Source organism: Micromonospora sp. NBC_00617, from assembly GCF_045161355.1.
In the GTDB taxonomy this organism is placed as follows: Bacteria; Actinomycetota; Actinomycetes; order Mycobacteriales; family Micromonosporaceae; genus Micromonospora.
Genome location: NZ_CP107751.1, coordinates 289,294 through 308,780, shown reverse-complemented (window position 1 = coordinate 308,780; position 19,487 = coordinate 289,294). Strand labels below are relative to the sequence as shown.

At 71.5% G+C, this 19,487-nt stretch carries 16 protein-coding genes and 2 pseudogenes; 8 read left to right on the top strand and 10 right to left on the bottom strand.

Annotation, left to right across the window (positions count from 1 at the left end; translation table 11 throughout):
• Window positions 1–109 precede the first annotated feature (109 nt).
• The 3 genes from OG505_RS01505 (at window position 110) to OG505_RS01495 (ending at window position 4,539) form a co-directional block, all read left to right on the top strand.
• Entirely contained in the window at window positions 110–1,867 is a 1,758-nt protein-coding gene (locus tag OG505_RS01505) for an NAD+ synthase (RefSeq protein WP_405430407.1), read from the top strand.
• 174 nt (window positions 1,868–2,041) lie between these two features.
• On the top strand, window positions 2,042–2,887 hold the full coding sequence (gene panB / locus OG505_RS01500) for a 3-methyl-2-oxobutanoate hydroxymethyltransferase (protein WP_405430406.1): 846 nt from the start codon (window positions 2,042–2,044) through the stop codon (window positions 2,885–2,887).
• Window positions 2,888–3,288: 401 nt separating this feature from the next.
• Entirely contained in the window at window positions 3,289–4,539 is a 1,251-nt protein-coding gene (locus tag OG505_RS01495) for a DUF222 domain-containing protein (protein WP_405430404.1), read from the top strand.
• 911 nt (window positions 4,540–5,450) lie between these two features.
• On the opposite strand, the gene npdG is transcribed toward OG505_RS01495, so the two are convergent.
• From npdG to OG505_RS01475, 4 genes are all read right to left on the bottom strand, one after another.
• The gene (gene npdG / locus OG505_RS01490) at window positions 5,451–6,149 is read right to left on the bottom strand and encodes an NADPH-dependent F420 reductase (protein ID WP_405430403.1); all 699 of its coding nucleotides are present in this window, start codon (window positions 6,147–6,149) and stop codon (window positions 5,451–5,453) included.
• Window positions 6,150–6,357: 208 nt separating this feature from the next.
• Entirely contained in the window at window positions 6,358–7,788 is a 1,431-nt protein-coding gene (locus OG505_RS01485; RefSeq protein WP_405430402.1) for an RNB domain-containing ribonuclease, read from the bottom strand.
• Window positions 7,789–7,874: 86 nt separating this feature from the next.
• Window positions 7,875–8,846 carry a histone gene (locus OG505_RS01480; protein WP_405430401.1) on the bottom strand — a complete coding sequence of 324 codons (972 nt, stop codon included), beginning with the start codon at window positions 8,844–8,846 and terminating at the stop codon, window positions 7,875–7,877.
• Window positions 8,847–8,929: 83 nt separating this feature from the next.
• Entirely contained in the window at window positions 8,930–9,133 is a 204-nt protein-coding gene (locus OG505_RS01475) for a hypothetical protein (protein ID WP_083915919.1), read from the bottom strand.
• A 209-nt stretch (window positions 9,134–9,342) separates the two neighbouring features.
• On the opposite strand from OG505_RS01475, the gene OG505_RS01470 reads away from it, so the two are divergent.
• Window positions 9,343–10,608, top strand: coding sequence for a M48 family metallopeptidase (locus OG505_RS01470; RefSeq protein ID WP_405434329.1), 1,266 nt, complete (start codon window positions 9,343–9,345; stop codon window positions 10,606–10,608).
• 59 nt (window positions 10,609–10,667) lie between these two features.
• Window positions 10,668–11,165 carry an NUDIX hydrolase gene (locus tag OG505_RS01465; RefSeq protein ID WP_405430399.1) on the top strand — a complete coding sequence of 166 codons (498 nt, stop codon included), beginning with the start codon at window positions 10,668–10,670 and terminating at the stop codon, window positions 11,163–11,165.
• A 9-nt stretch (window positions 11,166–11,174) separates the two neighbouring features.
• Here the strand turns inward: OG505_RS01465 and OG505_RS01460 are convergent, their stop codons facing one another.
• Both OG505_RS01460 and OG505_RS01455 read right to left on the bottom strand, forming a co-directional pair.
• The gene (locus OG505_RS01460) at window positions 11,175–12,041 is read right to left on the bottom strand and encodes a helix-turn-helix domain-containing protein (protein ID WP_405430398.1); all 867 of its coding nucleotides are present in this window, start codon (window positions 12,039–12,041) and stop codon (window positions 11,175–11,177) included.
• Between the two features lie 199 nt (window positions 12,042–12,240).
• Window positions 12,241–12,792 (bottom strand): annotated as a pseudogene (locus OG505_RS01455) (GNAT family N-acetyltransferase); the annotation flags it as partial.
• Window positions 12,793–12,858: 66 nt separating this feature from the next.
• Between OG505_RS01455 and OG505_RS01450 the strand changes: the two are divergent.
• Entirely contained in the window at window positions 12,859–13,743 is an 885-nt protein-coding gene (locus OG505_RS01450) for a transglutaminase domain-containing protein (protein ID WP_405430397.1), read from the top strand.
• On the opposite strand, the pseudogene OG505_RS01445 reads toward OG505_RS01450, so the two are convergent.
• The 3 genes and pseudogenes from OG505_RS01445 to OG505_RS01435 all read right to left on the bottom strand — a co-directional run bounded on the left by OG505_RS01445 (window position 13,730) and on the right by OG505_RS01435 (window position 16,361).
• Window positions 13,730–14,103: pseudogene (locus tag OG505_RS01445) on the bottom strand (hypothetical protein). The gene OG505_RS01450 and the pseudogene OG505_RS01445 sit on opposite strands and share 14 nt — an antisense overlap.
• Window positions 14,104–14,141: 38 nt before the next feature.
• Window positions 14,142–15,368 carry an epoxide hydrolase family protein gene (locus OG505_RS01440; RefSeq protein WP_405430396.1) on the bottom strand — a complete coding sequence of 409 codons (1,227 nt, stop codon included), beginning with the start codon at window positions 15,366–15,368 and terminating at the stop codon, window positions 14,142–14,144.
• A 156-nt stretch (window positions 15,369–15,524) separates the two neighbouring features.
• Entirely contained in the window at window positions 15,525–16,361 is an 837-nt protein-coding gene (locus tag OG505_RS01435; RefSeq protein WP_405430394.1) for an SDR family oxidoreductase, read from the bottom strand.
• Between the two features lie 122 nt (window positions 16,362–16,483).
• Between OG505_RS01435 and OG505_RS01430 the strand changes: the two genes are divergently transcribed.
• Both OG505_RS01430 and OG505_RS01425 read left to right on the top strand, forming a co-directional pair.
• Entirely contained in the window at window positions 16,484–17,086 is a 603-nt protein-coding gene (locus OG505_RS01430) for a TetR/AcrR family transcriptional regulator (protein ID WP_405430393.1), read from the top strand.
• Window positions 17,087–17,141: 55 nt separating this feature from the next.
• A complete protein-coding gene (locus tag OG505_RS01425; RefSeq protein WP_405430391.1) occupies window positions 17,142–18,056 on the top strand; it encodes an expansin EXLX1 family cellulose-binding protein in 915 nt (304 codons plus the stop codon).
• A gap of 28 nt (window positions 18,057–18,084) precedes the next feature.
• Here OG505_RS01425 and OG505_RS01420 read toward each other — a convergent pair whose 3' ends face one another.
• Window positions 18,085–19,476: a hypothetical protein gene (locus OG505_RS01420; RefSeq protein ID WP_405430390.1), complete on the bottom strand. Its 1,392-nt coding sequence runs from the start codon at window positions 19,474–19,476 to the stop codon at window positions 18,085–18,087.
• Window positions 19,477–19,487 lie beyond the last annotated feature (11 nt).

Sequence of the window (19,487 nt, the reverse complement as noted above, 5' to 3'; positions counted from 1 at the left end):
CCGCCGAACGGTACCGATCCGGCCTGGTCGTCGCGGCGGCGCTCGCGCGTGGCCGCCATCTCGTCCGACGGTACGGATTGCTCCGGCCAGGCTGGGGCAAGATGAGGACATGCCCACCCTGCGTCTCGCCCTGTCCCAGGTCAACCCGACCGTCGGCGACCTCGCCGGCAATGCCGACCTGGTCCGCAGCTGGACCCGCCAGGCCGCCGACGCCGGCGCCCAGCTCGTGCTCTTTCCGGAGATGATGCTGACCGGCTACCCGGTCGAGGATCTGGTCTTCAGGCGTTCCTTCGTCGCCGCGTCCCAGGCCGCCGTCGAGCGGCTCGCCGCCGACCTCGCCGAGGACGGTCTCGGTGACCTGCCGGTCGTGGTCGGCTACCTGGACGCCGACGGGCCGCCGCAGGTCAGCGGGGACGCCGAGCCGGGCCGGGGTGCCCGCAACGCCGCCGCGCTGCTGCACCGGGGCACGGTTGTCGCCCGCTACTTCAAGCACCACCTGCCCAACTACGGCGTCTTCGACGAGGACCGCTACTTCGTCTCCGGCGACCAGCTGACCGTGGTGCGGATCGGCGGGGTGGACGTCGCGCTGACCATCTGCGAGGACCTGTGGCAGGCCGGCGGCCCGTTCGCCGCCGCCCGGCAGGCCGGCGTCGGCCTGGTGGTCAACATCAACGGTTCGCCGTACGAGCTGAACAAGGACGACATCCGGCTGCCGTTGGTTCGCCGCCGGGCCGCCGAGGCGAACGCCGTCATCGCGTACGTCAACATGATCGGCGGCCAGGACGAGCTGGTCTTCGAGGGCGACTCGATGATCGTCACCTCCGACGGCGAACTGCTCACCCGCGCCCCGCAGTTCGTCGAGCACCTGCTCGTGCACGACGTCGAGCTGCCGCCCGCGACCACGGCCCCGGGCAGCCGGAACGTCGCGGACGACATGCGGGTGGCGCACCACACGGTGGACGTGATCCCGCCCGCGCCGTCCGGCCCGGCCGCCGTCGGCGGGCTGATCGAGCCGGTGGCCGACGAGGCCGAGGTGTGGCACGCGCTGGTGCTCGGCCTGCGCGACTACGTCAACAAGAACCGGTTCGCGTCGGTGGTGCTCGGCCTCTCCGGCGGCATCGACTCGGCGGTGGTGGCCGCCCTCGCCGTCGACGCGCTCGGCCCGGACCGGGTGGTCGGGGTGTCGCTGCCCAGCCAGCACTCCTCCGAACACTCCCGTGAGGACGCCGCCGACCTGGCCAAGCGCACCGGGCTGGACTACCGCGTCGAGCCGATCCAGCCGATGGTGGACGCCTTCCTCGCCAACCTGTCGCTGTCCGGGATCGCCGTGGAGAACCTCCAGGCCCGGGTACGCGGCGTCATCCTGATGGCGCTGTCGAACCAGGAGGGCCACCTGGTGCTCACCACCGGCAACAAGAGCGAGCTGGCGGTCGGCTACTCCACCCTGTACGGCGACTCGGTGGGCGGCTTCAACCCGATCAAGGATGTCTGGAAGACGCTCGTCTGGCGGCTGGCGAAGTGGCGCAACGCGGACGCGGCCCGCCGCGGTGACACCGCCCCGATCCCGGAGAACTCGATCGGCAAGCCGCCGAGCGCCGAGTTGAGCCCGGGCCAGCTCGACAGCGATTCCCTGCCCGACTACGACGTGCTGGACCCGATCCTGATCGGTTACGTCGACGGCGACCTGGGCCGCGGCGGGCTGGTCGAGTCGGGCCACGACCCGGCCGTCGTCGACAAGGTGCTGCGGCTGGTGGATACCGCCGAGTACAAGCGACGCCAGTCGGCGCCCGGCACGAAGATCTCCATGAAGGCGTTCGGCCGCGACCGTCGTCTGCCGATCACCAACCGGTGGCGCGAGCACGGCTGACCTCGTACACCCGGGCCGGGTCACCGGACCCGGCCCGGCGCGGTACGACGTGCCCGGTGCGCGACGGTCGTGAGTGACATCTTCCACTGCGCCCTGCCGTCGCCGGGCCTGGCGGTGCGACGATCGCAACGGAACCCGGGGACCGCGCAGGCGGCCTCGAGGAAGGAGACAGTCATGACCGAGTCCACTCCGAACGAGGTGACCGCGCTGTACGGCGGACCGGCCACCCGTCGGATCCGCACCCGCGACCTGATCGCCGCCAAGGAGCGTGGCGAGCGGTGGCCGATGCTCACCTCGTACGACCAGTACACGGCGGGGATCTTCGACCGGGCCGGCGTACCGGTGCTGCTGGTCGGCGACTCGGCCGCGAACAACGTGTTCGGCTATGAGACCACCCTGCCGGTGACCGCCGACGACCTGCTTGGGCTGGTACGGGCCGTGGTGCGCTCGACCCGGCAGGCCCTCGTCGTGGGTGACCTGCCCTTCGGCTCGTACGAGGAGGGCCCGACCCAGGCGCTGCGCACCGCCGTCCGGTTCATGAAGGAGGGCGGCTGCCACGCGGTGAAGCTGGAGGGCGGCCGACGCTGCGCCGCGCAGATCGCCGCGATCGTCGGGGCCGGCATCCCGGTGATGGCGCACATCGGCTTCACCCCGCAGAGCGAGCACACCCTGGGCGGCTACCGCGTGCAGGGCCGGGGCGACACGGCCGACGAGGTGCTGGCCGACGCGCGCGCGGTGGCCGAGGCCGGCGCGTTCGCGGTGGTGTTGGAGATGGTGCCGGGGGAGGTGGCCAAGCAGATCACCCACGAACTGGCGATCCCCACGGTCGGCATCGGCGCCGGTCCGGACACCGACGCCCAGGTGCTGGTCTGGCAGGACATGGCCGGCCTGCGCACCGGCAAGGCGCCGCGCTTCGTGAAGCGCTACGCCGACCTGGCCGACGTCCTCACCGACGCCACCCGCCGCTTCGCCGACGAGGTCCGCGGCGGCGAGTTCCCGAGCGCCGAACACACCTTCTAGAAGGCCGCACGGGCCGCAGGCCGCGTCCGCGAGCCGAGTCCCGGGCCGCAGGCCGAGTCCCCGGACCGAGTCCGCAGACCGCAGGCCACTGGCCGCGGGCCTCGGGCCGCGGGCCGCGGGCCGCGGGCCGCGGGCCGAGTCCACGGGCTGCAGATCGCAGCCGCCACAACTCGCGATCTGGGCGGCAGTGTGGCCGGGTTGCCCGCTACCCGATCCTCGCCGACCCCGTCTCTATTGGGTACGACGAGGGGTGGCACGACCTGGAGCGGTGTGGGGCGGCGGGGGCCGGCGGCACGGTGTTCCCGTTCACCGGCTGGTCCCTCCGCTCCCAGTCTGAAGCGCTGACGGATCAATCGATCTTGGTCGCTGGAAATGTCGTACAGTTGTTCTAGTATCGGACCATGATGGAGGGGTTGGCGCAGGCAGAGGCCGCGGTCTCGGCCTGCGCCGACACGGCGGCCTGGGCCCTTTGCGCAGATGACCTCGTCGCCGCGCTCGACGCCGCGCACCGCATCGAGCAGCGCCTCGCCGCCGTCAAACTGGCCCTGATCCGCGAGCTCGACGGTCGAGGCACGCCCATCGCGCAGGGCGCGTCCTCCACCGCGGTCTGGCTGCGCGAGCGCCTGCACCTCACCGTCCCCACCGCCCGCCGCCTCGTCGACCTCGCCACCACCCTCGACACCGGCAACTCCGGCATACGACAGGCGCTGGCCGACGCCGACATCACCCTCGACCAGGCCCGCGTCATCGCCGACACCGTCACCACCGTCGAGGGCGCCGCCGGCAGCGCGGCCGCCGACAAGGCCGTCGGCTTGCTGGTCGAGTGGGCCGGGCAGTTCGACCCGACCCTGCTGCGCAAACTCGGCACCCGCATCCTCGACCACGTCGCACCCGACATCGCCGACCGAGCCGCCCAGGCCGCCCTCGACGCCGAGGATCGCCGAGCCACCCGCGACCGCCACGTCACCCTCTCCACCCTGAGCGACGGCCGCCTGCGCCTCACCGGCACCCTCGACAGCGAGACCGCCGGCCTGCTCCGCGCGGCCATCGACCCACTGACCGCGCCCACCGGCCCCGACGACCAGCGCTCCCCCGGGCAACGCCGCCACGACGCCCTCGCCGACCTGTGCCGACTCAGCCTGCGTACCGGCGGCCTACCCGAGCACGGCGGCGAGCCGGCGCAGCTCGTCGTCACCACGAGCTACGACAACCTCGTCCGGCAGCTCGGCGCAGGCACGTTGGACACCGGTTTCGACCTCGCCCCGGAGTCCGTGCGGCGCCTCGCCTGCGACGCCGCCATCCTGCCCGCCGTCCTCGGCAGCGCCGGCCAGACCCTCGACGTCGGCCGGCAACGCCGCCTCATCACCGGCCCACTCCGCCGCGCCCTCGTCCTGCGCGACCGCGGCTGCGCCTTCCCCGGCTGCGACCGCCCACCCCGCTGGTGCGACGCCCACCACATCCACCACTGGGCCGACGGCGGCGACACCAGCCTCGACAACGCGGTGCTCCTCTGCGGCCACCACCACCGACACGTCCACCACAGCGAGTGGACCGTCCGCCTCGGCCGCGACGGCCACCCCGACTTCCTCCCGCCGGCCTGGCTCGACCCCGACCAACTCCCCCGCCGCAACCACTACCACCGGCGGACGTGACACATCGAATCAGCCACGCACTGCGGTCAGGCATCGTCCCAGCCTCGTCGGTTCGCGGCCAAACGCTGCGCGCGCTCTTGAGCTGACGACCGTGCCCTCATGGCGCGACCTGGGCTGGGCATGGACCGGGCCCCAGCGCCTCAGCGCAGTACGGACCGGACCGGACCGGACCGGACCGGACCGGACCGGACCGGACCGGACCGGACCGGACCCTGGCATGGTGAGGATGTTTGTGGGCCATTCGCTCGTCCAATGCCCGCAGACCTTCACGCACCCCACGATGACCTCCACACCCAGCGCGGGCACCGCCAGCGCGGGCACCGCCAGCGCGTCGCCCCACACGCGACCGTCAGGGCGTACGAACGGCAAGAGTGTCGACCTGCCGGCTTGTTTCGGGCCATGGGTGACCGTCATCTGGATCTGTCGACTGGTAGCAGCGGCTAGTGCTCGCGCACCTCGCGAGTGTCGGGCAGGTCGAGGTACGCCAGCAGCCGCAAGAGCCCGCTCACGTGCGAAAGGTCGTGCCACAGCGACACGAAGCCCTCCGGATCTCCCGCTGCAGGAGGCTCCTCAGCTCTGCGAGGTCGTCCCCTACTCTGCCCGCAGTCGATCTCCACTCGGGCTGCTGAACCATCCGAAATGCCGCACTCAGGTCCACGTTCCAGTAGTAGTCAACGGCGAGCTCCGACAGCTGGATCTGCGGACCGAATCGGCTCTCCGCCGCGTCCAAGAGCATCGAGCACGCTCGGCGCAGATCCGCGATCCTCAGCACCGCATCAGCATCGGTCACGCGCCATGGTCGCTCAGGGCGCTGTCGCCCGACCAGCCGATTCAGATCTACCGGCCAGACTCTGGCCGTCATTGTCAAGAGTCGGGCGCCCGGCGTCCCTGCCGAGAGCCGACCCGCGCTCTCAGAGGTCGGTGACGCGGATGCCGGCGTGCGCCTTGTAGCGCTTGTTGATGGCGATCAGATTCGCGGTGAACGCCTCGATCTGGTGGGCGTTGCGCAGCCGGCCGGCGTAGATGCCGCGCATCCCCGGGATCCGGGCGGCGAGCGCTCCGACGATGTCGACGAGCTCCCGGTCTTCGGTGCAGATCAGCACGTCGAGGTCGATCCGGTCGACCTCGGGGTCGGCCAGCAGCGGGGCGCTGACATGGTTGAACGCGGCGCAGACGCGGGAATCGGGCAGCAGCGCGGCCGCCTGCTGGACGGCGCTGCCCTCGGCGACGGTGAGGGCGTACGGACCCTGCTTGTCGAAGCCCAGCGGGTTGACGCAGTCGACGACGATCGTTCCGGCGAGCGGCTCGGCGAGGGCGGCGACGGTGGCCGCGTGCCCGTCCCACGGGACCGCGATGATCACGACGTCGCTGCGGCGGGCCACCTCGTCGTTGGCCGCGCCGGTGATGGTGACGTCGGCCGGCATCCGGGGCAGAGCGGCGATCTCGGCGGCGGACTCGGCGGCCCGCTCCGTCGATCGGGAGCCGATCAGCACCGTCTGCCCGGCCCGGGCGAGCCGGTAGGCGAGGCCACGGCCCTGGTCGCCGGTGCCGCCGATGATGCCGACCGTAAGCCCGGACACGTCGGGCAGCGTGCTCGCTTCGTATGCCATGGGCTCATCCTCGCAAACCGCCCGGTCCGTCAGCAGCGCCCGCCGCTGTGACAATCCCCGCTACACGACTGCCCGCCGACGACGCCCCGCCGATGTGGTCACCCAGACCCGCCGACACGGCCGCAGGAACAGCCGACACGGCCCAACCAAAGCAGCCCCGAAGACCGCCCCGCAGCAACCGCCGGCACGGCCAGCAGGAACAGGCGGCTCAGGCCAGCTCGAACAGCACCGTGCGGGCCGCCGGGTCGGCGGTGACCAGGCGGACCCGGACCCGTTCGCCGAGCGGTAGTTCGCCGAGGCAGCGGCTGCGGACCGGTGGAGCGTCCAGGGCCACCGTTCCGCCGGGCGGGCGGGGTCGGGACTTGCCGTTGGGTGGGGCGTCGACGTCGAGCACCGCCGCGTCGAAGGTCTCACCCACCCGATGCTCCAGCAGCACCGCCTCGGTGAGCTCGACGGCGCCGCGGCTGGCCGCCGAGGCGGTCCGGTCGGTGCTGGCCATCACCTCGGGCAGCCGAGGCAGCGCCGCACGGGCCCAGTCGGGCACCTCGCGGCCCGCGTGCAGGGCCAGGCAGACCTCGGTGGCGTACCGGTCGGCGAGGCGCCGCAACGGCGCCGTGACATGGGCGTACGCGGCGGCCACCCCGCCGTGCTCGGGCTGCTCCGGCCGGGCGCCGTCGAAGGCGGTGTACGCGGCGCCGCGCATCAGCTCGGCCGCCTGGTCGATGAACGCGGCGGAACGCGGCTGCGCGGCGTCCAGGCCGGCGATCACCTCACCGGGGCCCGCGCCGTCCGGCCAGTGCACGCCCAGCGGGGCGGCGGCTGCCCGCAGGCGTTGCACCGCCTCCGGCTTCGGCGGTGGCATCGTGCGCAGCAGGCCCACCCCGCCGGCCAGCATGATGTCGGCGGCGGCCATCCCGGTCAGCAGCGAGATCTGCGCGTTGTGCTCCTCCATCGGCACCGGCCCGCGCAGCACCAGCCGCCAACCGTCACCGTCGGGCTCCACGTCCTGCTCGGGTAGCGGCAGGTTGATGGCCCCCCGGCGCAGCCCCCGGGCGGTCAGCCGGTCGCCGATCTCGGGCAGCAGCGCGATCGGCTCGGGCAGCCGACCGGCGTCGGCGGCGGCCTGCACCCCGGTGTAGTCGAGTTTCGCCCGGCTGCGCACCAGGGCGCGCTCCAACTCGACGGCCACGGTGCCGCCGTCGGCGTCCAGGTCGATGGTCCACACCACGGCGGCCCGGTCGTCGTCGGGCAGCAGGCTGGCCGCGCCCTCGCTGAGCGTCAGCGGGTGCAGCGGCACGTTGCCGTCGGGCAGGTAGACCGTCTGCCCGCGCCGCCAGGTCTCCTCCTCAAGCGCGCCGCCCGGCTGGACGTGCGCGGCGACGTCCGCGATCGCGTACCGCACCCGGTAGCCGCCGCCCGGCCGGCGGGCCAGGTGCATCGCCTGGTCCAGGTCACGGGAGGTGGCCGGGTCGACCGTGACGAACGGTATGTCGGTGCGGTCGACGGACGGCCGGGGTGGCGCGGCAGCCGCCGCGTCGGCCTCCCGTTGGGCGGCCGCCGGGAAGCCCTCGGGCAGGCCGAGTTCGCGGCGCAGCGCGCCGAAGTCGATGCGGGGCGCGAGTACGCGTCGGATGACCACGGGTCAATCCTGACAGCGCCGCCGGTGATCCGCTTCCGGTGACCGGCCGAGATCTCCGTCGGTGTCGAGTCGAGGCTGCCGTGCGCTCAGCCGGTCGCCTTCCGGGCGGTGCTGCGCGTACCCCGGGGGGTGGTGGCTCGTGCGGCGACCGGGCGGGCGGGTGACGTGCGGGCGGTCACCTTGCGGGCCGGAGCCTTGGCCGCGGTGGTCTTCTTGGCCGGGGCCTTCTTCGCCGCCGCCTTGCGGGCGGTGCTCGACGAGGTGCCGGTCGCCTTCGCGGCCGGCGCCTTCTTCGCCGGGGCGTTGCGGGCGCCGCCGCTCGGGCGGGTGGAAGCGGTCTTCTTCGCCGCCGTCTTCTTGGCGGGGGCCTTCTTCGCCGCGGTCGTCTTCGCCGGGGCCTTCTTGGCGGCCGTCTTCTTCGCCGTGGACGCCTTGGTCGCGACCTTGCGCGCGGGCGCCTTCGCGGCGGCGGTGGTCCTCTTCGCCGCTGCTGCCGTGGTCTTCTTCGCCGCGCTGGTCGTCTTCCTCGCCGCGCTGGTCGTCTTCTTGGCGGCGCTGGTCGTCTTCTTCGCCGTAGGGGTCGTCTTGCTCGCGGCGGTGGTGCTCTTGCGCGCCGGGGACGCCGAGGTCCGCTTCGCGGCGGTGGTCGTCTTGCGGGTGGCGGGCGAGGTCGTGGCCGGGGCCTTCTTGGCCGGGGCCCTCTTGGCCGCCGCGCTGGTCCGGGTCGCGGTCTTCTTCGCCGCCGCGGTCTTCTTCGCCGCCGCGGTCTTGGCGGCGGCCGTGGTAGCGGCCGTTCTGGTGGGGGTGGCCTTGCTCGCGGTGGTCTTGGTCGCGGCCTTCTTCGCCGGGGCCTTCTTCGCCGCCGTGGTGGTCTTCTTGGCCGGGGCACGCCCCGCGCCGCCGGCCGCCTTTCGGGCCGGCGCCTTCGCGGCGCCCGTGGTGGACTTGCGCACGGGGGTGGTCCGGCTCGCCGCCGTGTTGCGTTCCGCCGCGGCGGTCTTCTTCGCGGTGGTGCGTCGGGCGGCCGGACGGGTGGTGGCCTGCTGTGCTTCGGCCATCGTGGTTCCCTCCTCGGGGGACGTGCTCTCGCGTGCGTCCTCGCGGAGCACGAACTACCGCGACGCGGGCCGTCCCGCGCCGTCTACCTGTCCTCCCCGGCCCAACGGGCGTCCTCGGCCTCCCACGCCTCGTTCCGCTCCTGCACTCGCTGCAGGGCGTTCTCCGCGTCGGCCGCCGAGTTGTACGGGCCGAGGACGTGCTTCGCCGGACATACGTCGGCGTCCGTCTCGACCCGGTGATGCCGGGTGCACCAGTAGAACTGCCCACTACGCTCGCTGTCGCTCATGGGAATCACTGTGCACCGCGAACCGACTGACCGCCACCGGATCACACAAGTCGCCGAACCCTCTCCACAGTAGAGACGCTTACCACGCTCCGGGCGGAAACACGGAAAGAAGTGCAGGTGGGGGCACTGGGCGCGCGAGAAACGCCGGTGACCGAACGGTCGATTCCCGCGTACGACGGTCCGGGGCAGGATTCGTGGCCGTGATCAACATGGCGACCGGCGCGGGGGCGTGCCCGGGATGCGGAACCACCACCGCATCGCTTCGGGACGCGGTGCCGTGGTGCCCCGGCTGCGAGTGGAACCTGGACGCCTACGACCCCCGGCGGCGCGAGCGCGAGTTCGGCTGGACCTGGGTCGACCGGTGGACCCACCGGTTGGCGTTCCAGGCGACCGGGCGACAGTTTCGGCAGTTGGTTGGCCGTCCCCTCGGCGATGGCGGGTCGAACGCGGCACGGGCGCTGACCGCGGTGGTGTCCCTGCTGCTGATCGCGGCCGTGCTCGCCCTCGCGGTCGTCGGCGGGTGGCTGATCGTGGCGTTTCCCTTTCCCAACCTGGCGATCCTGCCGGGTGTGGCGATGGTCGGCCTGGCGATCGCTCTCCGGCCGCGGTTCGGCCGGGTCGACCCGGATCTGGAGGTGCTGTCCCGCGACCGGGCGCCGGAGCTGTTCGGGCTGATCGACGAGGTGGCCGCGGCGATCGGCGCGCCGGCGCCGGACGTGGTCGGTGTCGACGGCGACATCAACGCGTACGCGAACGCGGTCGGGGTGCGACGCCGCAGGGTGCTGGGGCTCGGGCTGCCGCTGTGGGGCTCGCTTTCCGCCGGCGAACGGGTGGCGTTGCTCGGGCACGAACTCGGCCACTTCGTCAACGGCGACCCGCGCCGGGGTCTGCTCACCCAACCCGCGTTCACCATGCTCGCGTCGGCCGCCGACCTGTTCCGGCCGGTACGGACCACCGTCGGGGCCGGGCTGGTGGAGATGGTGGGTGACGCGCTGGGCCGCGCGTTCCAGTGGGTGGTGTCCCGGGTGCTGTTCGGCGCGTACCTGGTGCTGGTGAGTGTGGCGCTGCGGGACAGCCAGCGCGCCGAGTACCTCGCCGACGACCTGGCCGCCCGGGTCGCCGGCACGGCGGCCGCCACCGACCTGCTCGACGCCCTGCTGGCCGTCGAGTCGGTCAAGTTGGCGGTACGCGTCCAGACGCGGGCGGGGCACGGCCCGGACCGCTGGCGGTCGGCGTTCGCCGAGGCCCGCGCGGCGAGCAGCGACCGGCTGCCGCTGCTGCGCCAACTGTCGGTCCGCGACGAGGCCTCGCTCTTCGCCGCCCACCCGCCGATCGGACTACGCCGCCGGATGCTCGCCGGACGCCCGTGGCAGGACCCGACGGTGGTGCTCACCCCCGCCCGGATGGAGCGGATCGACGCCGAACTGGCCGGGGAGTACGCGCGCTTTCGTCGTACCGTCGCCTGGTCGGGCTGAGCGCGGCGCGGCGTCGACGGGACGGCGGCGGCCGTCCACGCGCGGCCTATGATCGCCCGATGGCGGTACCGGACTACATCGTGGGGATGCGTAAACACGTCGGCCACGACCTGCTGTGGCTGCCCAGCGTCAGCGCGGTGATCCGCAACGACGCCGGCGAGCTGCTGCTGGGCCAGCGCTCCGACGACGGACGGTGGTCGGTGATCAGCGGTTTCGTGGAGCCGGGCGAGCAGCCGGCCACGGCGCTCGTCCGGGAGGTACGGGAGGAGACGGGCCTGGACGTGACGCCCGTACGACTGTCCAGTGCCGTCTCGCACCCGCACACCTATCCCAACGGGGACCACTGCGAATACCTGAACCTGGGCTTCGTCTGTCGGGTCGTGGCCGGCACCGCACGGGTCAACGACGACGAGTCGCTGGCCGTGCGGTGGTTCGACCTGGACCGACTGCCCGAGTTGGACCGGCATGCCCTGCTGGTCCTCGCCTACGCCCTGCGCGAGAACCCGTCGGCCGGCTACCTGCCGCCGGGTACGACCTGGGACGACGTCCCCGACTGAGCCGCGCCGTCAGGACGCGGCGCGCTCGACGGGGATCCACAGTTCGGCGTCCGCCGTGGTCCCGTCCGCGGACACCCGGACCCGGGAGATCTCCGGTCCGGGCCGGCTGCGGTACGGGTTGGACGGAAACCACTGGGTGAAGACGTCCCGCCACAGGTACTGCACGGCCTGCGGAAACGCGCCGGAGGTGGTGAACACCGCCCACGTTCCGGCCGCCACCGGCAGCGCGTCCAGGTCCTGCGGTGGCGTGGCGCCGGTGACCGCCCCGTGCCAGTAGTCCAGTTCGCTGCCCTCAGCCCGATCGTCGGCGAGGTTGTCGCTGACGTTGACGATCCCGGCCGGCTCCTGATCGGAGAGCGCCTCGATCCGGGCGGTCGTCTCCGCGTCGATGCCGCGGATGAACGCGACGATCGCCGGGTTCATCCCCTCGTGCACCAGCGGGACGCGGGCCTTGCGTCCCACCAGTGCGAACGCGTCCTTCGTGACGATGCGGTACTCCATGCTGCCACTCCCTTCCACGGTGAGTCGGAAGGACATCCGGGGCTGGGCGCGCAGCGCTGCCCCCGTACGCCGTGCTTCTCCCGGCCCCACGCCGTGTACGGCGTGGAACGCCCGGGCGAACGCCTCGGCGGACCCGTAGCCGTAGTGCACGGCGACGTCGAGCAACGTCCGCTCCCCCGCCAGCACGTCCGCCCCGGCGACGGTGAGCCGACGCCGACGGATGTACTCCGACAGCGGCATCCCGGCCAGCGCGGAGAACAGCCGCCGAAAGTGGTACTCCGACGTCAGCGCGATCCGCGCCAGGTCGGCCACCTCGATCTGCTGGTCGAGGTGCCGCTCGATGTGCGCCATCGCCTCGTTGAGCCGCTCCAGCACCCGGATCTCCTTCCCTTACGAGCAGCAACGCTAGGCGGCAGGGCAGGGGGCCCACCCGACATCCGATGCCCGCATCGGTCGGGTAAGGCCCGCACCGATCGTCGTGTCGTAGCCTGGCGGACTTCGCTTCCACCGGAGGTTGACGTGGCCGAGTATCCGCAGGACGTCGTGCAGCGCTTCCACGGCACCCCCGAACAGGTCGGCGCATGATCCAGGTGGGCACGGGCTCCGGCAGGAAGCCCGCCACCTCCCAGCCGGCCCGGCGGTACAGCTCGACGTTGGCCGGGTTGCTGGTCCCCAGGATCGCCGGCAGGCCGTCGGTGGCGGCACGATCCAGCCCGGTCCGCATGACGGCGCGGCCCCAACCGCGTCCGGCGCTGTCGGGGTGGGTGCCCAGGACGCCGAGATACCAGAACGGGAACGCGGGCAGGGCTGCGTGCACGGCATCGTCGTAGCTCTGGACCCGGGCCTGCACGTCAGCGGGGTATCGTGCTTCCGCCGACGTCTCGTGGCCGGCCGCCGGTGGCTCCCAGATGGCGACCGACGCTCCCCCACCGATCGTCTAGATCGACGACCGGTGCACCCGCTTGTCGAAGAGATTCCCGAAGAAGGTGGCGGCGTAGCGCGGATAGGTCTCCTCGTCGGGGAACAGGTGCCGCAGCACGGGATCCTTGACGAACGCGGCGACCAGCGAGTCGACCACTGCTCGACGGTCCACTGGGGTGGCGATGGTGATCTCGGGCGCTTTCACAGCAGCCGACACTATCCGGAAAAGACGCCTTGACCCTGACACCGTGGCGGACCGGAGACTGGCTCCATGGACCTCGATGACTACCGGAGTCACTCCCCCTACAGCGACCCCGGTCGGCACGGCGGGCTTCTCGACGCCGTGGCGACCGACATCCCCACCGTGGCGGCGACCGCCCGCAACGTGATCGTCCACTACCGGGCCGGCGGCGTAGAGCTGCCCGACGATCGGCTGGACGAGGTGAACTGCCGCTGGGTGGACCGCATCCTGGACACGGACCAGTCCCGCTTTCCCCTGCCACTCACCGCTGAGCGCCCGGCCGTCGACCGGGTGGCCGGCTGCTGCCGGGACCACACGTTGCTCTCGGTGGCGGTGCTGCGCCAACACGGCATTCCCAGCCGCAGCCGGGTCGGGTTCGCCTCCTACTTCACGCCCGGCTGGCACCACGATCACGTGCTGCTGGAGTACTGGAACGGCGAACGATGGGTCTGGGCCGATCCGGAGATCGACCCTGCCGGCGACTGGCGGTTCGACGGCTACGACATCGACCCGACGGCAGGGCTCTTCGACTCGGCAGCACGGGTGTGGTCGGCGTACCGGGCCGGGGCGATCGACCCCGACGTCTACGGCGTGGCCCCGGAATCGCCGATCCGCGGCGCCTGGCTCATCCACGACTACGTCATCCAGGAGCTGGCTCACCGGCAGAAGGACGAGCTGTTGCTGTGGGACAGTTTCGGCGCGATGACCGACGACCTCACCGACGCCGACCTCACGCTCGCCGACGAGATCGCCGCCCTGCTGCTCGCCGCCGACGACGGCGACGAGGGCGCGGAGAAGGCGCTCACCGACCGGTACGCGACGGACAGCCGTCTGCGTCCCGGCGCTCAGGTACGCAGCTTCTCACCGGTCTCCAACACGGTGAGCACAGTCGATCTGCACCTCAGCCGAACGTGAAGGCGTACGCCTGGGCGCCGGGCTGGCCGAACGTGATCTCCAGGGTCCGCTCCCGGACCGCGCCGGCCTGGCGGACGAGCTGGTGGAGGCGGCCGTCATCCACGGGCCGGGAGCCTCGCCGTCGAGGAGTACCCGGAACGGGATCGACCGTCCCGTTCCGGGGGCCAGCACGAGATGCGCGTCGCGGGCGTGAAACCGGAAGGCGATGCTGCCGCCGGCTCGACCGACCGCGATGTTCTCCGACCCGATCGTCCACTCGCCCGACAGGGCCCACTGGTCAGGCTCTCGGGGAGGTCGTAGGCGCGGCGTTCGACGCGACCCCGCAGGTCGGCGGGGCCGAGCGGCGCGGAGTTGAGCCACTCGACCGCCCCGTTCAGCGGGGGCAGGTGCACGGCCATCTAGCGCAGCGACCGGAAGGCGGTGCGAAGCTCTTCGGAGAAGATCTTGGGCTGTTCCCAGGCCGCGAAGTGCCCGCCGACGTCCAGCTTGTTGTAGTACATGAGGTTCGGGTACGCCTGCTCCGCCCAACTCTGCGGGGCCTCGTACAGCTCGTCGGGGAAGACACTCACCGCCACCGGCACGGTGACGCCCTTGGCGGCGAAGAACGAGAGCTTGTTCTCCGCGTACAGGCGGGACGCGGAGATCGCGGTGTTCGTCAGCCAGTAGAGCGAGATGTTGTCCAGGATGTCGTCGCGGGTCAGGCCCGCCTGCGCCCCGTCGAAGACCTGCGCGATCAGGGCCAGGCTCTTCGCGTCGTGGTCGAGCAGGAAGGATGCCAGGCCGACCGGAGAATCCGCCAGCCCGGTCAGCGTCTGCGGTCGCGTCGCCATCATGAGGGCGTACGCGACGTGCTTCCACACGTAGTTGGCTTCCTCGGCGGCACGCATCTCATCGTCGGAGAGGCCGGACGGCAGCGAGCCCATGGCGTTGTTCGCGCCGGTGGTGTCGCCCTGGAACAGCAGGTCGATCTCCGGTGGGATCGCACCGGGCATGTTGGTGTGGATGCCGAGCAGTTCCGGAGGCGCCTGTAGGCCCATCTGGTCCACGATGACCGCGCCCCAGTCGCCGCCCTGGGCGACGAACCGCGAGTAGCCGAGGCGCGTCATCAGCTCGGTCCAGGCGGACGCGATCTTCTGCGGGTTCCAGCCTGTCGAGGTGGGCTTGCCCGAGAAGCCGTGGCCCGGCAGTGACGGGATCACCAGGTGGAACGCGTCCGACGGGCTGCCGCCGTGCGCGGTGGGGTCGGTCAGCGGCTCGATGATCTTCATCTGCTCGATCACCGACCCGGGCCACCCGTGGGTGACGATCAGCGGCAGCGCATCCTCGTGCTTCGAGCGCACGTGGATGAAGTGGATGTCGACGCCGTCGATGGTGGTCATGAACTGCGGTAGGGCGTTCAGCCGTGATTCGACCTTGCGCCAGTCGTACTCCTTTTCCCAATAGCGGGCGACGGCCTGGATCGTCGCGAGTGGAACGCCCTGCGACTGGTCGTCAACCGTTTCCTTGTCCGGCCAGCGGGTGGCCGCGATGCGCCGTTTCAGGTCGTCCAGGTCCGCCTGGGGAATGTCGACCGAGAACGGCCGAATCTCCGTGGTGCCGGGGCGAGTCTTGGTTTTGACAGCCATGCGTGTTCCTCTCCGTCTAGGTTTGCGCCTCGTGAGGGGAATCATGGGGTGAAGGCACTGCCCGGACTTGTGTGCCAATTCGAGATGGGCACGCCGCCGCCATATCTCGGAGCCTAGAACGCCGCGCCTCGGGCTCGTGGCGATACGAGCAGTCCCTCACTGGTCCTGCCCGGGGGCGGCTACGGCGTGCTCGGCGGCTCGGCTGACCTGCTCCCAGCCCGCCCAGGTGTCCATCCGCCGACGGGAGACGTCGAACGCCAGGTCGTACACCATGCTTCCGAGCAGGAGCCGCAGCGGCGGGTCGTCGCTGTCGACCAGGCGCAGCAACGCCTCGGCGGCCAGTCGGGGCTCGCTGTCGATCGAACCCTCCGCCCACTGTCGTTCCAGTTCGGCGCGCAGCGGCGCGTACGCCTCCATTGGGGTGGTGGCGCTCAAACTGGTGTAAAGGTCGGTCCAGTAACCGCCCGGCTGCACGATGCTGAGCTTGATGTCGAAGGCCGCCGCTTCCATTGCCAACGCCTCACTCATGCCTTCCAGGGCGAATTTGCTCGCGCTGTACATGCCGGTGCTCGGAAAACCACCCAACGCGGCGATGCTGGACACCTGCACGATGTGGCCGGACCGTTGGGCGCGCAGATGCGGCAGCACCGCCTGACTGACCCACAGCGCGCCGAACAGGTTGACCTCGAACTGGGCTCGCGCCTCCGCCTCGGTGAACTCTTCGACCATTCCCATGGACAGGGTCCCGGCGTTGTTGACGACGATGTCGAGCCGTCCGAAGTGCTCGACCGCGGTGGCCACGGCGGCGAAGACCGCAGCCCGGTCGGTCACGTCGAGGGTCAGCGCCAGCAGCCGGTCGCCGTGGCGCTCGTCGAAGCCGTCCCGGGTGATGGTCCGGGCGGCGGCGACCACCCGGTCCCCACGGTCGAGCGCGGCGTCGGTGAAGGCGCGGCCCAGGCCGCGGCTGGCGCCGGTGATGAACCAGGTGCGCATGTCGGAACTCCATCCCTTAGCGAGACGAGACGGTCCGTCTCGTTATGGAGGAGAGATTAGGCCGCGCCGCCCCGGCCGTCAAGACGAGACGGTTCGTCTCGTCACTGATATCGTGGGGCCCCATGACCCCCAACACGGCCCGCCGGAGAGAGACCTCCCGGCGCGCCATCCTGACCGCGGCCTTCGACCTGCTCCAGGAGATCGGGTACGCGAAGGTCAGCATCGAGGGCATCGCCGCGCGCGCCGGCGTCGGCAAACAGACCATCTACCGCTGGTGGCCGTCCAAGGGCGCGGTCATCTTCGACGCGTTCCTCATGCTCAGCGAGGCCACCGAGGGTGGGCCGCCGACCTTGCCGGACACCGGCGACCTGGCAGCCGACCTGACCCTGGTGCTCCACGCCACGGTCGAGGAGATGAACGATCCCCGGTACGAGCAACCGATGCGCGCGCTGGCCACCGAGATCGCGCTCGACCCCGAGCTGGCGGCCGCCTACGCCGAACGCCTGGACGGGCCGCTGAAGGAGGCCAAACGGCAGCGCCTGCGCAGCGCCCAGCAGGCCGGGCAACTCGCCGAGGACATCGACCTCGACGTGGCGGTGGACCTCATCTGGGGACCGTTGTTCAGCCGATGGCTGCAGCGCAGCGGACCGCTCACCGCCGAGTACGCCGACCGCGTCGTCACCACCGCCCTCGACGGACTGCGACCCCACCGGTGCGGCAGGTGACGGTCCGCTCGACGGCTTTGCGCTGCCGCAGCATCCTGCGGCAACATCAGGCGCCGTGACGGCACCAGACTCTGCCCCCAACAACGACACCCCGGTCGGCACACTCCGGTCACGTCGGCGGGTCAGACACTGGTTGGTCGGCGCCGGGGTCACCGCCCTGGCCGCCGTACTCGGCATCACCCTCGCCGTACGCGGTGGCGCGACCCCGGCCTGCGCCGCGCCACCGACCGGAAACACCGTCCACAAGGCAAAGGCCAGCTTCTACGACGCCGGCCGCTCGGGCGGCAACTGCTCCTTCCCCGGCCCACCCGCGGACCGGCTCTACGTGGCCCTCGGCTCGTCGGCGTACTCCGGGTCCGCGGCCTGCGGCAGCTACCTGGACGTGACCGGCCCGAAGGGCACGGTCCGGGTCATGGTCATGGACCAGTGCGGCGGATGCGGACCCGGCAAGATCGACCTTTCCGACGAGGCGTTCACGAAGATCGCCGACCGGGCGCAGGGCATCGCGCCCGTGACGTACCGGGCGGTGGTGAACCCGCCGCTCGACGGAGGCCTCACCTTCCGGATGAAGGGCGGCGCCTCGAAATACTGGTTCGCGGTGCAGGTCGGCAACCACGGCAACCCGCTGCGCTCGGTCGAGGCGAAAGGGCCGGGTGGCGGCTTCCGCAAGGCGGCCCGGCAGAGCGACAACTACTGGACCGTCGAGGGCGGGCTCGGCCCCGGGCCCTACACGATCAGGGTCACCGACGTGTACGGCCGCCAGACGACCGCCACAAGCATCCGGATGGTCACGAAGCAGGTGCAGCGCAGCACGGCCTCACTCGTTTCCCCCACGCCGCCCAGCAGTTCCCCGTCGGCTCCGCCGTCCCCCAGCATCGCGCCCTCGCCGACCCCGTCCGAATCAGTCGCACCAACGGCGACCGTCGAAGCGCTCGCCGGTGCCGCCCCGCTCAACGCCCCTCGCTGCTGACCCACCCACCCCGGCAGGCGTCGTGTGGTTACCGCGCTCCGCGGATCGCTCGCGCTGCGATCGTGAGGAGTGCGTCGAGGAGCCCCCACGTCCGGTACAGCGCGTACAGGATCCACACGCCGAACAGGCCGGCCTCGGTAAGGATCAGGGCGGGCCCCACAACTGCCGAGTTCTCGACCGCCCAACCGCCCCCGATCGCCACGGTGCCCACGACGCCGAACAGCACCACAGCGCGCCCCACCCCCTTCACCGCATGCCAGAGGGCGATCGCGTACGCGGAGGCGGGCACGGCTGCTGGTGAGGGCGTGGTGGGCAACGCCTCGGGTGCCTGCATCGCCAGTTCCTGGAGTTGCCGCCCGGCGGCGCGGTCCCGTTCGTACGGGGAGACACGCAGGACCGCCTCCAACGCGCAGAGGTCGTCCCGGCTGCGTAGCCGTCCGGTGCGCGGATCACTGAGCAGCAGGTCGACTACGGGACGCCCCTTGTGTCCCGGCTGGGTGAGCAGCCAAGCCTTGCCGTAGCCCTTCACCGATGCCGGTCGCAGGATGTCGACGATTCCGGAATGCAGGCTCGTCGGGTGGGTCGGGGTGTCGACGCCGGTCACGAGGTCTGTCCCGTTGATCATCGCCGACCCGTTCACGAGGTTCCGGCAACCGCCGAAGATGCGCCAGATCGTGAAGGCGGCGGCGCCGATCCCCGCCACGCACGCGACCAGCACGATGCCGCCGAGCAGTTCGTTGCGCTGCGTCGCCAGGCCGATGAACAGCAGTGCAGGGACGAGGACGAGCAGGTACCAACCAGCGAACAGCAGGGCCTTGCGCCGATCCAGCCACCGTGTCAACCGGGCATGGTCGGGCTCGTCCGGAAAACGCCGCAGCGGGATCGCGCCGGCTGGCCGCGTCAGCTGTCGGCAGAGGTTGTGGAAGCGGTGACCAGCCAGCGCGGCCAAGTCCCGCAGGAGCAGTTCCTCTCCGCAGTCCACCTCGCTGAGCTGGAACAGTTCCACGGCAGCCTGGCCGCCCACCCCACTCTCCTCGCTGAGCGGAACTCCCAGGCTCACCCCGGCCGCCGGCACCAGTAGCAGCCGAGGAGCCGCGGTGATCCCCCGACGGGCCGTTGCGGGGGCGTCGGCGAGCACGACCGCGGCGATCTCATCCCACCGCAGGTACCGATTGAGCTTCGGTGTCCGCACCGACCAGCCTCGCGCATCGACGTCAACGCGGAACGGCAGCACGGCGTGCCGCACCAGCGGGCCACCGATCGCCAAGCCGAACAGCACAACCGCCCCGCAAAAAAGCAGGCCGACCCAGCCGAGACCCTCCGTGACCGCCCCATACGCGACCGAGGCTGCTCCGCCAAGCAACAGCAACCCGAACAAGAAGGCGACCACGCGGTCGATGTACGGGCGCCGCAGCTTCACCTGATCATCAT

What these genes read in the sequence shown, in the direction of transcription:
- OG505_RS01505 (WP_405430407.1), top strand. Translation starts at nt 110, where the DNA reads ATGCCCACCCTGCGTCTCGCCCTGTCCCAGGTCAACCCGACCGTCGGC.
- panB (WP_405430406.1), top strand. Translation starts at nt 2,042, where the DNA reads ATGACCGAGTCCACTCCGAACGAGGTGACCGCGCTGTACGGCGGACCG.
- OG505_RS01495 (WP_405430404.1), top strand. Translation starts at nt 3,289, where the DNA reads ATGATGGAGGGGTTGGCGCAGGCAGAGGCCGCGGTCTCGGCCTGCGCC.
- npdG (WP_405430403.1), bottom strand. Translation starts at nt 6,149, where the DNA reads ATGGCATACGAAGCGAGCACGCTGCCCGACGTGTCCGGGCTTACGGTC.
- OG505_RS01480 (WP_405430401.1), bottom strand. Translation starts at nt 8,846, where the DNA reads ATGGCCGAAGCACAGCAGGCCACCACCCGTCCGGCCGCCCGACGCACC.
- OG505_RS01475 (WP_083915919.1), bottom strand. Translation starts at nt 9,133, where the DNA reads ATGAGCGACAGCGAGCGTAGTGGGCAGTTCTACTGGTGCACCCGGCAT.
- OG505_RS01470 (WP_405434329.1), top strand. Translation starts at nt 9,343, where the DNA reads ATGGCGACCGGCGCGGGGGCGTGCCCGGGATGCGGAACCACCACCGCA.
- OG505_RS01465 (WP_405430399.1), top strand. Translation starts at nt 10,668, where the DNA reads ATGGCGGTACCGGACTACATCGTGGGGATGCGTAAACACGTCGGCCAC.
- OG505_RS01450 (WP_405430397.1), top strand. Translation starts at nt 12,859, where the DNA reads ATGGACCTCGATGACTACCGGAGTCACTCCCCCTACAGCGACCCCGGT.
- OG505_RS01440 (WP_405430396.1), bottom strand. Translation starts at nt 15,368, where the DNA reads ATGGCTGTCAAAACCAAGACTCGCCCCGGCACCACGGAGATTCGGCCG.
- OG505_RS01435 (WP_405430394.1), bottom strand. Translation starts at nt 16,361, where the DNA reads ATGCGCACCTGGTTCATCACCGGCGCCAGCCGCGGCCTGGGCCGCGCC.
- OG505_RS01430 (WP_405430393.1), top strand. Translation starts at nt 16,484, where the DNA reads ATGACCCCCAACACGGCCCGCCGGAGAGAGACCTCCCGGCGCGCCATC.